Source organism: Streptomyces sp. MBT65, assembly GCF_016612545.1.
GTDB lineage: Bacteria > Actinomycetota > Actinomycetes > Streptomycetales > Streptomycetaceae > Streptomyces.
The window spans coordinates 23,666-37,183 of record NZ_JAENRY010000153.1; the positions used below are offsets into that span (position 1 = coordinate 23,666).

Below are 13,518 nucleotides of genomic sequence, written 5' to 3' on the forward strand. Positions count from 1 at the left end.
GTGGGCGCACCTGGCGACAACAGGCCCGCACCAGCCAACTCAGTTCAGCCTGGCCCTCGCCGATTGCGCCTGCCCCCGCACCCGATCAGCAGCAGCCTCATCCACCACAGCCACCACCTCCGCATACGCCTCCAGCTCAACCGCACCCGTGAGGAAATCCCCCCTCTCCACGAGCAGTTGAGCCCGCTCGTACCGCAACCGCGCAGGATGCGAAGGCATCACCAACGCCAACTCCACAGCCCACAAAGCAACATCCGACCGCTCCGGCCGAGCCGCGGCCCACGCCCGGATGTTGTTCAGAACGCGCGAAACAACCTCCAGCGGCGCCGCGGGCACCAGCATCGAGGGCTCCAGCGACGCCCCCGTCGCCCCCGCCACCAACAACTCCGCATCGCCGCCCGTCAACACCCGCCCCCCGTCGAAGGGATCGGCCAGCACCTGCTCCTCCGCCGCCCCGAACCCCACGACGAAGTGCCCCGGCAACGCGACCCCGTACACCGGAGCACCCGCCCGCCGAGCGACCTCCATCCACACCACGGACAGCAGGATCGGCAACCCGCGCCGCCGCCGCAGCACTTCGTGCAGCAGCGAGGACTGCAACCGCTGGTAGTCGCCGGGCGTACCGCGGAACTCGAAGCGGACGCCGAGGAGTTGACGCAGCGCGTTCGCCCAGGCAGACGGCCCGCCGGGCCGGAACGGCAACTGCCCCGCCAGCCGGTCCAGTTCGACCTGCGCCGAGTCGATGCCCGTGTCGTCCAGCGCGCCGTCCGCCGCCGCCCCCACCAGCAGGCACAGCGTGACCAGGTCGGGCCGCTCGGACCGGACCTCCTCGGCGAACAACCGACGCACTTCGGCGAACCGTTCGGCCGGTGGCGGCCAGGGCGCGGACATGGCGAACTCGTACCCCCTCACGACGAACCGTGCGGGCCGGAATCATCAGACAACCCGGAATCATCGGAAACCCCGGAATCGTCAGAAACCCCGGGCTCGCGATAGTGGTGATAGGCGTGATGCGCCCCGAACCCCATCCCGGTGTACAGCGCCCGCGCCCCCACGTTGTCCGCCTCGACCTGCAACCACGCGGCCGACGCCCCCTCGTCCAGCGCCCGCGAGGCCAACGCGGCCATGACGAGCGAGGCCAGCCCCCGCCGCCGTAGCGCCGGATCGACCTCGACGGCGCCGAAGCCGGCCCATCGCCCGTCGACGACACACCGCCCGATCGCCGCGGGAGCCGAATCCCGGTCCTCACCGGGCACGGTCGCGAACCACACCGAAGGACCTCCCCCACTCCCGGCTTCGCTCGAGCGGGGGGACCCCCGTCCCAGCACCTTCAGAGCCACCTCGCTCACCCCCTTGCGCTGATAGCGGGCCAGCCACGCCTCGTCGGCCGTCCGGGACAGGACGACCCCGGACGCGTCGGCCCGGTCGGCGATCGGGGCGAGCGCCCCGACCCACAGCTCGGCGGTCACCTCACGGGTCCAGCCGCGCTGTTCCAACTCGGCGCAGAGCAGCTCCTGGGTGCCCTCGGCGCCGGTCGCGGTCTGGATGTACGCGGGCAGGCCGCGGTCGCCGTACCACCGTCGTACGGCGGTGAGGGCCGCGTCGAGGGGCAGGCCGGGATCGCCGAGCGGCAGCGCGGAGTTGGCGCGCCGGGTGAAGCCGGCGGCGGCGCGCAGCTCCCACTCGCCGAGCCGCTCGCTCTCCACCGGCTGCCAGCCACGCGCGGCCACCTGGGCCAACTCCCCGTATGTGGCGGAAGGTCCCCTGCGACGGGCCGGAGCGGCCGGTACGACCTTGCCCGCCACCAGCGAGGATTCCGAAATACGGACGGACTCCCCACCCTTCCGTGTGATCGTCAGCACACCGCTGTCCCATGATGTGAGAACACCCACCGTGTCGGTGAACTTCTCCGTCGTGTCTTCAGCATCTGTCAAGCGCCTGACAGACACTCGTTTGCCCACGTCAGCAGCGGTGATCCGGACCTCAAGACGTCCAGCCGCAGAGATTTCCACAGGTCAGTTCACCCCTCCTGTATGGATCACGCCCCGGAACGGAGATACTAGGTGCGGGCATGGACGACGCCGCGCTCCAGCGCGCCTGGCGGCGGAGCCTACGGAGGCCCGCCAGCGCCCTATCGAGGAGGAACGACAGCGTGACCTACGTCATCGCGCAGCCTTGTGTCGACGTCAAGGACAAGGCGTGCATCGAGGAGTGCCCGGTCGACTGCATTTACGAGGGCTCCCGGTCCTTGTACATCCACCCGGACGAATGCGTCGACTGCGGAGCCTGTGAGCCGGTGTGCCCGGTCGAGGCGATCTTCTACGAGGACGACACTCCCGAGGAGTGGAAGGACTACTACAAGGCGAACGTCGAGTTCTTCGACGAGCTCGGCTCCCCGGGCGGCGCCAGCAAGCTGGGCCTGATCGAGCGCGACCACCCCTTCGTCGCCGCGCTGCCGCCGCAGAACCAGGGCGAGTAAGAGCGGCCCGCACAGACGCGCGCGCCGCCTCGGTCCCGTACGGCCAGATCGCACCGGTCGCCGTACGGGGCCGAGGCGTTTGCCGTATCCGAAGAAAAGTGAGCGAGTAACCGTGTCCGTAGTCACCGACCGCCTGCCCACCTTCCCCTGGGACAAGCTGGAGCCGTACAAGAAGACGGCGACGGCGCACCCGGACGGCATCGTCGACCTGTCGGTCGGCACCCCGGTGGACCCGGTCCCCGACCTGATCCAGAAGGCCCTGATCGACGCGGCCGACTCGCCCGGCTATCCGACGGTCTGGGGCACCCCGGCCCTGCGCGACGCGCTCACCGGCTGGGTCGAGCGCCGCCTCGGCGCCCGGGACGTCACCCACCGCCACGTCCTGCCGATCGTCGGCTCCAAGGAACTCGTCGCCTGGCTCCCCACCCAACTGGGCCTGGGCCCCGGCGACCGGGTCGCCTACCCCCGCCTGGCCTACCCGACGTACGAGGTGGGCGCCCGTCTGGCCCGAGCCGAGTACGAGGTCTACGACGACCCGACCACCCTGGACCCCGAGGGCCTGAAGCTCCTCTGGCTCAACTCGCCCTCGAACCCGACCGGCAGGGTGCTGGGCAAGGACGAGCTGACCCGGATCGTCGCCTGGGCGCGCGAGCACGGCATCCTCGTCTTCTCCGACGAGTGCTACCTCGAACTGGGCTGGGAGGCCGACCCGGTCTCGGTCCTGCACCCGGACGTCAACGGCGGTTCCTACGACGGGCTCGTCGCGGTCCACTCCCTCTCCAAGCGCTCGAACCTCGCGGGCTACCGCGCGGCCTTCCTGGCCGGCGACCCGGCGGTCCTGGCGCCCCTCCTGGAGATCCGCAAGCACGGCGGCATGATGACCTCGGCCCCGACCCAGGCGGCGGTGGTGGCGGCCCTGGCCGACGACACCCACGTCCAGGAGCAGCGCGAGCGCTATCAAGCCCGCCGCACCCTCCTGCGCGAGGCCCTGCTGAAGCACGGCTTCCGCATCGAACACAGCGAGGCCAGCCTCTACTTGTGGGCGACGAGGCACGAGTCCTGCTGGGACACGGTGGCCCACCTCGCCGACTTGGGCATTCTGGTGGCGCCGGGCGACTTCTACGGAGAAGCCGGCGAGAACTTCGTACGAGTGGCTCTGACGGCTACGGACGAGCGAGTACGCGCAGCTGTGAACAGGCTGGGCTGAAGGTTCTCGACGACGCGGAAAGGGGCCCAGGGAAACACCCTGGACCCCTTTGTGCACAGGCCCGCTTAACCGAGCGGCAGCCCCTTCAACGGCAGTTCCTGAGCCGTGGGCAGCCCGCCCTTGGTCACCGCGTCGGTCGGCAGCCCGCCACCCGCGGTCGCCGTCTTCGCGGTCTCACCCAGCAGCCCACCGGCCTGCCCCGCCGTGTCCCCGGCGACATTCTGCGCGGCCGGAGCCACCGTCTTGGCAACCTTCCCGCCGGTCTTGCCTGCGGCCGGCACCGCCTTCTCCAGCGTCTGGCCACCGGACTTGCCGGCGACCCCCGTGACGTTCTGGCTCGCGCCGTCGACCGTGTTGCCGACGCTCGCCCCGTCCAGGGCGGTCAGTGCGCCCAGGTTCGGGGTGGCCGGCAGGGAGGGGGCCGCACTGGCGGAGCCGGCCGCACCGACCCCGGCTGCCGCTCCCGCTGCGACGAGCAGCGCGGCACGGGCGATCCGGCGGGTCAGGGGGAGGGACATGATGCTCCTTGTGTTGATCTCCGGGCTCGGACGCAGTGACTACCGCTCGAAGCGCGCGAAGGTTGCGGAGCGGCAACGTAAAGAGTTGGCAATGCGTCGCATTATCAGCTACGGATAAAAACGGACAAAGAGCGCCCGGTATGAAAGGCCGCTGAATGCCCGCAGCCCTTTGTTTCCAAGGACTTCGGCGCACATGAGGACAGCCGCGCGAAAACCCGCCCCCAACCGGCCCCGGATCGACCACGCATAACCCCTGCGGGTGAGGACCCGTACTACTGCCCGACCTGCCGCTCGGTCACGATGCGGACCCCGCCGGAGGCCTTTGTGTCGGTCGAGTGCCACGGGTCGTCCGCGCTGCCGGCGGCCCACTCGCGGCCGGCGTACGACACGCGCTCGATGTGCAGCTCCGAGGAGTTGGCCACCGCCCAGTGCGCGAGCTGCCAGCCGGTCCGCGTGCTCCCGGACTTCACCGGCAGGGTCACCGTGCTGCTCCCGCCCGTCGCACTCGCGCCGGGCGTCGGCGTGGACTTGGTCCCGGACGCGGACTCGGACTTGGGCGCCGATTCGGCCTTGACCTTGTCCCCGGACGTCGAGCCCCCGGTCACCTCCGCGCCTGTCTCCTTCAACACCGTGCGCCCGAAGTCCCGTACCAGCGCGGCCCGTACGGCGTCCGGGCCGACGACCGTCTGTTTGCTGTCCGGGAGGCCCTGGCAGGTCAGCGTGGCGGCCGCCTGGCCCGTGAGGGCGGCGGACAGCAGCGTGGCCTCGGGCTCGTGCTTGGCGTACGCCTCCGGGTAGCCGCTGCGCTGCACGCGCTGGGCGGCGACGGTGAGGGGGAGCTTCTGGTAGTCGTCCACCTTGGCCAGGTGCTCGTAGAAGACACCCGCCGCGTACGTCGGGTCCAGGATCTCCTTCTTGGTGCCCCAGCCCTGCGAGGGCCGCTGCTGGAACAGCCCGAGCGAATCCAGGTCGCCGTGCTGGATGTTGACGAGCTGCGACTCCTGGAGGGCGGTGGCGAGCGCGATCGTGACGGCCCGCTCCGGCATCCCGCGCCCGGTGCCGACGGCGGCGATCGTCGCCGCGTTCATCGTCTGCTCCTGCGAGAACTCGTACTTCTGGCCGTCGTCCTTGCCGGAGACCACCTTGCAACCGGGTCCGCCCCGGCCGCCGGTGACGTACTGGACGACCAGATAGCCCGCGACGGCGAGCAGCACGACGAAGGCCGAGAAGAAACGAAAGAGGCGGCCGCGTCGACGCTTCTGGGGGGTGGGGGACTGCAGCATCCCCACAAGGTACTGGAGGCTCCTGTCACCACTGCGCCGGGTGTGGACAAACGGTGGAGAGGCCCTTCGCGTTAGGGTCGACGCCATGGCCGACACCCCGCTTGACCTCACACTGGACGCCGCACGGCTCACCGCGCAGCTCGTCGACTTCCCCTCGGAGAGCGGCAGCGAGAAGCCCCTCGCGGACGCGATCGAGACCGCGCTGCGCGCCCTGCCGCACCTGAGGGTCGACCGGTACGGCAACAACGTCGTCGCGCGCACCAGCCTCGGACGCACCGAACGCGTCGTCCTGGCGGGCCACATCGACACGGTCCCGATCGCCGACAACGTCCCCTCGCGCCTCGACGAGAACGGCGTCCTGTGGGGCTGCGGCACCTGCGACATGAAGTCCGGAGTGGCGGTCCAACTCCGCATCGCGGCAACGGTGTTGACCCCCAACCGCGACCTGACGTTCGTCTTCTACGACAACGAGGAGGTCGCCGCCCACCTCAACGGACTCAAGCATGTCTCCGAGGCCCATCCCGAGTGGCTGGAGGGCGACTTCGCGGTCCTCCTGGAGCCGACGGACGGTCAGGTCGAGGGCGGCTGCCAGGGCACGCTCAGGGTGTTCCTGAAGTTCAAGGGTGAACGAGCGCACTCCGCGCGCGCGTGGATGGGCTCCAACGCGATCCACGCGGCCTCGCGGGCGCTGGCCAGGCTCGCGGCGTACGAACCCCGCACGCCCGTGGTGGACGGCCTCCAGTTCCACGAGGGCCTCAACGCGGTCCGCGTGGAAGGGGGAGTGGCCACGAACGTCATCCCCGACGCGTGCACCCTTGTTGTCAACTTCCGCTATGCGCCCGACCGCAGCGAGGAGGAGGCGGAGGCGTTCGTACGCGACTACTTCGCCGACTGCGGGGTCGACGAGTTCGTCGTCGACGACCACACCGGAGGGGCCCGCCCCGGCCTGACCCACCCGGCGGCCGCCGCCTTCATGGCGGCCGTCGGCGGCGAGGCCCGCCCCAAGTTCGGCTGGACCGACGTGGCCCGTTTCAGCGCGCTCGGCGTGCCCGCGGTGAACTACGGCCCGGGTGCCCAACTCCTCGCCCACAAGGTGGACGAGAGGGTCGAGGCGGCTCTCGTCCCCGAGGCGGAGCGGCGGCTGCGGGACTGGCTCACCGCCTGACATCCGTATGTCCCCCCTCCGTAACCCGCGTAGACCTACGCTGAGGTACGAAACACCTGCAAGTGGAGGGAGCGCACATGGCTACAGGCAACCCCGAGGGCAAGCAGCAGCCACCGGAGGAGCAGCGCCTGGGACCGGTCCTCCGGCGGCGCGGCCAGGTGACCGCGAGCACGACCGACCAACGCCTCCTGGACGCGGGCGGCCCCTCGGACTGGGTCCACACCGACCCGTGGCGCGTCCTGCGGATCCAGTCGGAGTTCATCGAGGGCTTCGGCACACTGGCCGAACTGCCGCCCGCGATCAGCGTGTTCGGCTCGGCCCGCACCAAGCCGGACTCACCGGAGTACGAAGCGGGCGTACGGCTCGGACACGCCCTCGTGGAGGCCGGGTGGGCCGTGATCACCGGCGGCGGCCCCGGCGCCATGGAGGCGGCCAACAAGGGCGCCCTGGAGGCCAAGGGGATCTCCGTCGGCCTCGGCATCGAGCTGCCCTTCGAGCAAGGGCTCAACGCCTACGTCGACATCGGCCTGAACTTCCGCTACTTCTTCGTCCGCAAGATGATGTTCGTCAAGTACGCCCAGGGCTTCGTGGTCCTCCCCGGCGGCCTCGGCACCCTCGACGAACTCTTCGAGGCCCTCACCCTGGTCCAGACCCAGAAGGTCACCCGCTTCCCGATCGTCCTCTTCGGCAGCGAGTACTGGGGCGGCCTCGTCGACTGGCTGAAGAACACACTGATCGCCCAGGGCAAGGCGTCGGAGAAGGACCTGCTGCTGTTCCACGTGACGGACGACGTGGACGAGGCGGTCGCGTTGGTGTCGAAGGAAGCCGGCCGGTAACTCATTCGAGTCCGCTCACCTTCAGCCCGTCCGGCGTTTGAGGACGAGGCCGTCCAGGCCGAAGGGGGTCTGGGGCGCAGCCCCAGCGGGGTCCAGGGGCAGAGCCCCTGGAGGATGGGACGGGTAGGGGCGGCGGGGGCGAGAAAAATCAGGCCAGCCCCCGTCGCCCCACAGCCGGAGCCCGATACCCGGCAATCGACGCCACCATGTCCAACACCTGCCGGGTCTCCGCGACCTCATGCACCCGGTACACCTGCGCCCCCAGCCACGCCGACACGGCAGTCGTCGCAAGCGTCCCGACAACCCGCTCCTTGACCGGCTTGTCGAGCGTCTCGCCCACAAAGTCCTTGTTGGACAACGACACCAGCACCGGCCACCCCGTCTCCACCATCTCCCCCAGCCGCCGAGTCGCCTCCAGACTGTGCCGCGTGTTCTTCCCGAAGTCATGCCCGGGATCGATCAACACCGACTCCCTGGGCACGCCCAGGGAAACGGCCCGCTCGGCGAGCCCCAGGGTCACCCGCAGAATGTCGGCCATGACGTCGTCGAACGTCACCCGGTGCGGCCGCGTACGCGGCTCCGCACCGCCCGCGTGCGTGCACACCAGCCCCACGCCGTATCGCGCGGCCACCTCCGCGAGCCGGGGATCCACCCCGCCCCACGCGTCGTTCAGGAGGTCCGCGCCGGCCTCGCAGACGGCCTCGCCGACCTCGTGCCGCCAGGTGTCGACGCTGATGATCACGTCGGGGAAGCGCCGCCGCACCTCGGCCACGAAGCCGACGGTCCGCCGCGCCTCCTCCTCGGCGGTCACTTCCTCGCCGGGCCCGGCCTTGACCCCGCCGATGTCGATGATGGCGGCACCCTCGGCCACCGCCTGCTCCACGCGCGCGAGGGCGGGCTCGTCGCGGAACGTCGCCCCCTGGTCGTAGAAGGAGTCCGGGGTCCGGTTCACGATCGCCATGATCACCGGCTCGTGCGCGTCGAATTCACGCCTGCCCAGCCTGAGCATCCCCTGTGACCTCTCTTCGTACATACCGGTCTTCAGCCGCCTGTGACCCTAACTGTCAGCGTCGCATGGCACGATCGGACCCTGACACATTCGGCTTCGGCACGTCCGACATCGACGCCCGTGGAGACCCCAGCGATGTTCATGTTCCTGTTCCTGGTCGTCGCGCTCGCCGTCGTGGTCGGCGCCGTGACGCTCTCGGTGATCGGCGGCGGCGACAACGCCCCGCTGCCCGACGTCGCGCCCGAGCGCCTCGACGACCCGCTGCCGGTGGACCGGCCGGTCCACCACGCCGACATCGAGACCCTGCGTTTCCCGCTCGCCGCGCGGGGCTACCGCATGGCCGAGGTGGACGACGCGCTGAGCCGTATCGCCGCCGAACTCGCCGAGCGAGACGCCCGGATCGCCGACCTGGAGTCCGCGCTGGCGGGCGCCCAGGCCGGTGCGCAGGCCACTGCCAACGTCTCCATGCGGAAGCCGGCCGAAGGCGACCAGCAGTGAGCGAGGGCGCGGCCGTCGCCGGTCCGGACGGTGGCCTGCGCTGCCCCTGGGCGCTGTCCACGGAGGACTACGTCTCGTACCACGACGAGGAGTGGGGCCGCCCGGTCCACGGCGACGACGCCCTCTACGAGCGGCTCAGCCTGGAGGCCTTCCAGTCCGGCCTCTCCTGGATCACGATCCTGCGCCGCCGCGAGGGATTCCGGGCCGCGTTCGACGGCTTCAGCATCTCCAAGGTCGCCACCTTCACGGACGCCGACCGCGAACGCCTGCTCCTCGACACGGGCATCATCCGCAACCGCCTCAAGATCGACGCGACGATGGCCAACGCGCGCGTGCTGGCCGACTGGGCGCCGGGCGAGCTCGACGAGTTCATCTGGTCCCACGCCCCGGCCCCGGGTCCGGCCCCGAAGAGACTCGGGGACGTCCCGGCGGTCACGGAGGAGTCGACGGCCCTGTCGAAGGCCCTCAAGAAGCGGGGCCTGAAATTCGTCGGCCCGACGACGGCGTACGCACTGATGCAGGCGTGCGGACTGGTGAACGACCACCTGGAGACGTGCGTCGCCAGAAGCGCCCCCTGAGGGGCGCCCGGCGGGTGCCTACCGACCCAGATACTTCGGCGTCTCCTTGTTGACGAAGGCCTCCACGGCGATCGCGTGGTCCTCCGACGCGCCCGCCCGGGCCTGGAGTTCGTCTTCTTTCTCCAGCGTCTCCTCAAGGGTGTGGGAGAGGCCGTACGCAACCGACTCCTTCAGCGCCGCGTACGCCACCGTCGGCCCCTCGGCCAACGCCCGCGCGACCTGCTCGGCCTGTGCGTGCAACTCCGCCGCGGGGACGAGGCGGTTGGCGATCCCCAGGTCGTACGCGTCCTGCGCCGTGATCGTGCGCGGGAACAGCAGCAGGTCGGCGGCGCGGCCCGGTCCGACGACGCGGGGCAGCGTCCAGGAGATGCCGGAGTCCGCGGTCAGCGCGACCCCGGCGAAGGACGTGTTGAAGCCGGCCGTGTCCGCCACGACCCGGTAGTCCGCCGCCAGAGCGAGCCCGAAACCGGCGCCCGCCGCCACCCCGTTGACCCCGGCGACCACGGGCTTCGCCATCCCGGCCAGCGCCCGCACGATGGGGTTGTAGTGCTCCTTGACCGTGGTCATGGTGGCCCCGGTCCCGGCCTTGCGGTCGGACTCCAGCAGCGTGATGTGCTCCTTGAGGTCCTGGCCCACGCAGAACGCCCGCTCCCCGGCCGCGGTCAGCAGCACGGCCCGTACGGCGTCGTCGGCCGCCGCGGCCTGTACCGCGTCACGGAGGGCGACCTTGGTCGCGATGTTCAGCGCGTTCATCGCCTCGGGGCGGTTCAGCGTGATCGTCGCGAGTCCGTCGCTCACCTCGTAGAGCACGGTGTCGGCCATGGTGTGTCCCCTCCGGAGTCCGCGGCTCGGGCGTACCGGTCGGTACGGCCCGGTTACGTAGGACAGCATGGCGGAGATCACCGTCCGCGCACCGGACCGGACGTGTGACCTGCGTCAAAGAATTCCGGTGCGGATCGGGTCGGCCGAGGTCGGCGCGGCGGCGAAGTATCGCAGTCGCATCGGCGAATTGAGTGGTTTTGCTCGCGCGCGTTGCGCAAGCGATGCCGACTGATGTTGGTCATCGGGTCCTGAGATGCGGGATAATGGCTTGGAAGCAATGTGTTCGATGCCGGTGACGCGTGTCTCATTAGGGGCCGCGCGTGCCCTCCATGGGGCCGTCGGCGACGATGAGCTGGTTTCAGGAAGGGGAACGAGCATGGCGGCCATGAAGCCGCGGACGGGCGATGGCCCGCTCGAGGTGACCAAGGAGGGGCGGGGCATCGTCATGCGCGTTCCGCTCGAAGGCGGCGGTCGGCTCGTCGTCGAGCTGACCCCTGACGAGGCCGACGCGCTGGGCGACGCCCTCAAGAAGGTCGTCGGCTGACGCGGCGGAACGCGACCATACCCCTTCAGCCACCCCGGCACCCGAGACGGTGCCGGGGTCGCTGCTTTCCGGGGGTTCTACGGGGTTCTACGGACTGTGGAGGCCCTGGCCGGCGGAACAACACGCCGCAGTCACGGGGCCCGGTGCGCACACCTGCGGCGCTGTCGTCACCGACGCTCCGCCCGCGGCGGCGGCCCCGATGCCAACGTCTGCGGCCGCACGCGCCACGCCCCGCCCGCCGGCGCCCATCGGACACCGCCGATGTCCCGCGACCTGATCCGCCGGAGGCCTCAGCGCTTGACCGCGCACAGCAGCCCGTCGCCCACCGGGAGCAGGGACGGCACCAGATCCGGGCTCTCGCGCACGGCGCGCAGCAGCTCGCGCAGCCGGAGGACTTCGGTGGGCTGGGGGCTCGAGTCGACGGTCCGGCCGTTCGCGAAGACGCCCTCGAAGACCACCAGGCCACCCGTACGCAGCAGGCGCAACGATTCAGCGAGATAGTCCAGGAATTCCAGGCGGTCGCCGTCGCAGAACACCAGGTCGTAGCCGGCGTCCGCGAGCCGGGGCAGGACGTCCAGGGCGCGGCCCGGGATGAAGCGGGCCCGGTTGCTGGCGAAGCCGCAGGCGCGGAAGGCCTGGCGGGCGAACTGCTGGTGGTCCGGCTCCGGGTCGACGGTGGTCAGTACCCCGTCCGGCCGCATGCCGTACAGAAGATGCATTCCGGAGACGCCGGTCCCGGTGCCGATCTCCGCCACCGCCTTCGCGTCCACGGTGGCGGCGAGCATCCGCAGCGCGGCGCCCGTGCCGGGCGACACCGAGCGCAGCCCTGCCTCGCGGGCCCGGTCACGGGCCCAGCGCAGTGCTTCGTCCTCGGCGACATAGGCGTCGGCGAACGCCCAGCTCGTCTGCCGGTTGCCGGTAATGACCCTCTCCTGTCCCCGTGGTTGCCTGGGCGTGACTGTATCCGTTGGTGCCGGGAACCTGCTGATGGGACCGGGCGTTTAGAGGGGGAGGAATGCACTGGGGGACGCGGCCGGAGGGAAGAGCGGGGGATGAGGATGGATCAGTACGTCGGGCAGCGGCCCGAGCAGGAGCAGGACCGTCGGCGCACGCGACCGCCAGGTCGGTATGAGCGTGTATCAAATTCTCGTAAAACCGCTTATCCGGAGCTAACGGGCGAGGTGGCTATGGTAGGGGCTCCACTGGACACCACCAGAGCCGACAGGGGAGGTGCGGCTGTACCTGTGGATCGGGGAGGAGTGCTCCGGCGCTTTCTCGGATCGGCGGGCAGGCCGAAATCCGTGAACGACACCGCTGCTGACCACAGCCACGCCGCTGACCATGCCCAGACCGCGACCTTCTCCACCGACGCGGACGGGCAGGCGTGGACTCCGCCCACCTGGGAGGAGATCGTCAGCACCCACAGTGGCCGTGTGTACCGGCTCGCGTACCGCCTGACGGGGAACCAGCACGACGCCGAGGACCTCACACAGGAGGTCTTCGTCCGGGTCTTCCGTTCGCTGTCGACGTACACGCCCGGCACCTTCGAGGGCTGGCTGCACCGCATCACCACCAACCTCTTCCTGGACATGGTCCGCCGCAAGCAGCGCATCCGTTTCGACGCGCTGGGGGAGGACGCGGCCGAGCGACTGCCCAGCCGCGAGCCGTCGCCCCAGCAGGTCTTCAACGACGCGCACTTCGACGCGGACGTCCAGCAGGCCCTGGACACCCTCGCCCCGGAGTTCCGGGCGGCGGTCGTCCTGTGCGACATCGAGGGCCTCTCCTACGAGGAGATCGCCGCGACCCTGGGCGTCAAGCTCGGCACGGTCCGCTCGCGGATCCACCGAGGCCGCTCCCAGCTCCGCAAGGCCCTCGCGCACCGCTCGCCGGAAGCACGGGCCGAGCGTCGTTCCTTCGTGGCGCGTGTGCCCGCGCTGGGGGGAGGGGGCGCGACCGCGTGAGTGGATCACGTCCTACGCCTGCGGAGCAGCACCTGGGAGACCGACTTTCCGCCCTGGTGGACGGGGAGCTCGGTCATGAGTCGCGCGAGCGTGTCCTGGCGCATCTGGCCACCTGCACGAAGTGCAAGGCCGAGGCCGACGCGCAGCGCCGACTGAAGAACGTGTTCGCGGAAATGGCCCCGCCACCGCCCTCCGAGAGCTTCCTGGCCCGTCTGCAGGGGCTCCCCGGGGGAGGCGGTGACATGGACGGCGAGGAGCCGCCCGGCGGGGGACTGTTCGCCGCCGGGATCGGTGTCTTCGGCGTCAAAAGAGACGGCCCGCTCGACGCGTTCGAGTTCGGCTACGTCCCGGCGGGCCCGCACGCGGCCAATGCCCTGACCCCGTCGGCTCCCTCCCTTCCCTCCCGGTCCGCCCGCGAGGGCTTCCGTATCCATGACGTCAGCCGGCACGACGCCGACCGCTCCGCCTCGCGCGGGATGCGGTTCGCCTTCGTCGCCGCCGGAGCGGTCTCCCTGGCCGCGATCGCCCTGGGCGGGGTGGCCACGGTCGCACCGGGCGACACGGCCGCCGAGGCGCGCGGCGGTACGGGTGTGACACCGGCGCGTACGCAGGGCGCGG

At 70.6% G+C, this 13,518-nt stretch carries 17 protein-coding genes; 10 read left to right on the top strand and 7 right to left on the bottom strand.

Features of this window, described 5'->3' with window-relative positions; translation table 11 throughout:
- Positions 1–39: 39 nt before the first annotated feature.
- Positions 40–891: a transglutaminase-like domain-containing protein gene (locus JHN63_RS30320; protein WP_200686616.1), complete on the bottom strand. Its 852-nt coding sequence runs from the start codon at positions 889–891 to the stop codon at positions 40–42.
- A 17-nt stretch (positions 892–908) separates the two neighbouring features.
- Positions 909–2,012, bottom strand: coding sequence for a GNAT family N-acetyltransferase (locus tag JHN63_RS30325; protein WP_200686618.1), 1,104 nt, complete (start codon positions 2,010–2,012; stop codon positions 909–911).
- Between the two features lie 140 nt (positions 2,013–2,152).
- Between JHN63_RS30325 and fdxA the strand changes: the two genes are divergently transcribed.
- Together fdxA and JHN63_RS30335 are read left to right on the top strand one after the other, a co-directional pair.
- A complete protein-coding gene (fdxA, locus tag JHN63_RS30330; protein ID WP_200686623.1) occupies positions 2,153–2,479 on the top strand; it encodes a ferredoxin in 327 nt (108 codons plus the stop codon).
- A 112-nt stretch (positions 2,480–2,591) separates the two neighbouring features.
- Positions 2,592–3,686, top strand: coding sequence for a bifunctional succinyldiaminopimelate transaminase/glutamate-prephenate aminotransferase (locus JHN63_RS30335; protein WP_200686625.1), 1,095 nt, complete (start codon positions 2,592–2,594; stop codon positions 3,684–3,686).
- A gap of 65 nt (positions 3,687–3,751) precedes the next feature.
- Here JHN63_RS30335 and JHN63_RS30340 read toward each other — a convergent pair whose 3' ends face one another.
- Both JHN63_RS30340 and JHN63_RS30345 read right to left on the bottom strand, forming a co-directional pair.
- Positions 3,752–4,204, bottom strand: coding sequence for an ATP-binding protein (locus JHN63_RS30340; protein WP_200686627.1), 453 nt, complete (start codon positions 4,202–4,204; stop codon positions 3,752–3,754).
- Between the two features lie 272 nt (positions 4,205–4,476).
- On the bottom strand, positions 4,477–5,487 hold the full coding sequence (locus tag JHN63_RS30345) for a heavy metal transporter (protein WP_200686629.1): 1,011 nt from the start codon (positions 5,485–5,487) through the stop codon (positions 4,477–4,479).
- Between the two features lie 85 nt (positions 5,488–5,572).
- Between JHN63_RS30345 and dapE the strand changes: the two genes are divergently transcribed.
- Entirely contained in the window at positions 5,573–6,652 is a 1,080-nt protein-coding gene (dapE, locus tag JHN63_RS30350) for a succinyl-diaminopimelate desuccinylase (RefSeq protein ID WP_200686631.1), read from the top strand.
- 77 nt (positions 6,653–6,729) lie between these two features.
- Entirely contained in the window at positions 6,730–7,488 is a 759-nt protein-coding gene (locus JHN63_RS30355; RefSeq protein WP_043674715.1) for a TIGR00730 family Rossman fold protein, read from the top strand.
- Between the two features lie 148 nt (positions 7,489–7,636).
- Here JHN63_RS30355 and folP read toward each other — a convergent pair whose 3' ends face one another.
- Entirely contained in the window at positions 7,637–8,497 is an 861-nt protein-coding gene (gene folP / locus JHN63_RS30360) for a dihydropteroate synthase (protein ID WP_200686633.1), read from the bottom strand.
- Between the two features lie 135 nt (positions 8,498–8,632).
- Between folP and JHN63_RS30365 the strand changes: the two genes are divergently transcribed.
- Together JHN63_RS30365 and JHN63_RS30370 are read left to right on the top strand one after the other, a co-directional pair.
- The gene (locus tag JHN63_RS30365) at positions 8,633–8,995 is read left to right on the top strand and encodes a DivIVA domain-containing protein (protein WP_200686645.1); all 363 of its coding nucleotides are present in this window, start codon (positions 8,633–8,635) and stop codon (positions 8,993–8,995) included.
- A complete protein-coding gene (locus JHN63_RS30370; RefSeq protein WP_200686635.1) occupies positions 8,992–9,573 on the top strand; it encodes a DNA-3-methyladenine glycosylase I in 582 nt (193 codons plus the stop codon). Before JHN63_RS30365 ends, JHN63_RS30370 begins: the two co-directional genes overlap by 4 nt.
- Positions 9,574–9,591: 18 nt before the next feature.
- On the opposite strand, the gene JHN63_RS30375 is transcribed toward JHN63_RS30370, so the two are convergent.
- Positions 9,592–10,395 carry an enoyl-CoA hydratase/isomerase family protein gene (locus tag JHN63_RS30375; RefSeq protein ID WP_200686637.1) on the bottom strand — a complete coding sequence of 268 codons (804 nt, stop codon included), beginning with the start codon at positions 10,393–10,395 and terminating at the stop codon, positions 9,592–9,594.
- Positions 10,396–10,462: 67 nt separating this feature from the next.
- On the opposite strand from JHN63_RS30375, the gene JHN63_RS30380 reads away from it, so the two are divergent.
- Together JHN63_RS30380 and JHN63_RS30385 are read left to right on the top strand one after the other, a co-directional pair.
- The gene (locus tag JHN63_RS30380) at positions 10,463–10,627 is read left to right on the top strand and encodes a hypothetical protein (protein ID WP_200686639.1); all 165 of its coding nucleotides are present in this window, start codon (positions 10,463–10,465) and stop codon (positions 10,625–10,627) included.
- Positions 10,628–10,771: 144 nt separating this feature from the next.
- The gene (locus JHN63_RS30385; protein ID WP_003966491.1) at positions 10,772–10,939 is read left to right on the top strand and encodes a DUF3117 domain-containing protein; all 168 of its coding nucleotides are present in this window, start codon (positions 10,772–10,774) and stop codon (positions 10,937–10,939) included.
- Positions 10,940–11,229: 290 nt separating this feature from the next.
- Here JHN63_RS30385 and JHN63_RS30390 read toward each other — a convergent pair whose 3' ends face one another.
- Complete coding sequence (locus JHN63_RS30390; protein ID WP_200686647.1) at positions 11,230–11,928, bottom strand: O-methyltransferase; 699 nt, start codon at positions 11,926–11,928, stop codon at positions 11,230–11,232.
- A 270-nt stretch (positions 11,929–12,198) separates the two neighbouring features.
- Between JHN63_RS30390 and sigE the strand changes: the two genes are divergently transcribed.
- Together sigE and JHN63_RS30400 are read left to right on the top strand one after the other, a co-directional pair.
- Positions 12,199–12,900 carry an RNA polymerase sigma factor SigE gene (gene sigE, locus JHN63_RS30395; RefSeq protein ID WP_019072074.1) on the top strand — a complete coding sequence of 234 codons (702 nt, stop codon included), beginning with the start codon at positions 12,199–12,201 and terminating at the stop codon, positions 12,898–12,900.
- Positions 12,897–13,518: anti-sigma factor (locus JHN63_RS30400; protein ID WP_200686641.1), on the top strand; the 622-nt coding region annotated here is incomplete at its 3' end. The genes sigE and JHN63_RS30400, both read left to right, overlap by 4 nt.

Bases quoted from the DNA above. Each gene is read 5' to 3' on its own strand.
- JHN63_RS30320 (WP_200686616.1), bottom strand. From the start codon at position 891: ATGTCCGCGCCCTGGCCGCCACCGGCCGAACGGTTCGCCGAAGTGCGT.
- JHN63_RS30340 (WP_200686627.1), bottom strand. From the start codon at position 4,204: ATGTCCCTCCCCCTGACCCGCCGGATCGCCCGTGCCGCGCTGCTCGTC.
- JHN63_RS30345 (WP_200686629.1), bottom strand. From the start codon at position 5,487: ATGCTGCAGTCCCCCACCCCCCAGAAGCGTCGACGCGGCCGCCTCTTT.
- dapE (WP_200686631.1), top strand. From the start codon at position 5,573: ATGGCCGACACCCCGCTTGACCTCACACTGGACGCCGCACGGCTCACC.
- JHN63_RS30355 (WP_043674715.1), top strand. From the start codon at position 6,730: ATGGCTACAGGCAACCCCGAGGGCAAGCAGCAGCCACCGGAGGAGCAG.
- folP (WP_200686633.1), bottom strand. From the start codon at position 8,497: ATGCTCAGGCTGGGCAGGCGTGAATTCGACGCGCACGAGCCGGTGATC.
- JHN63_RS30365 (WP_200686645.1), top strand. From the start codon at position 8,633: ATGTTCATGTTCCTGTTCCTGGTCGTCGCGCTCGCCGTCGTGGTCGGC.
- JHN63_RS30375 (WP_200686637.1), bottom strand. From the start codon at position 10,395: ATGGCCGACACCGTGCTCTACGAGGTGAGCGACGGACTCGCGACGATC.
- JHN63_RS30380 (WP_200686639.1), top strand. From the start codon at position 10,463: ATGGCGGAGATCACCGTCCGCGCACCGGACCGGACGTGTGACCTGCGT.
- JHN63_RS30385 (WP_003966491.1), top strand. From the start codon at position 10,772: ATGGCGGCCATGAAGCCGCGGACGGGCGATGGCCCGCTCGAGGTGACC.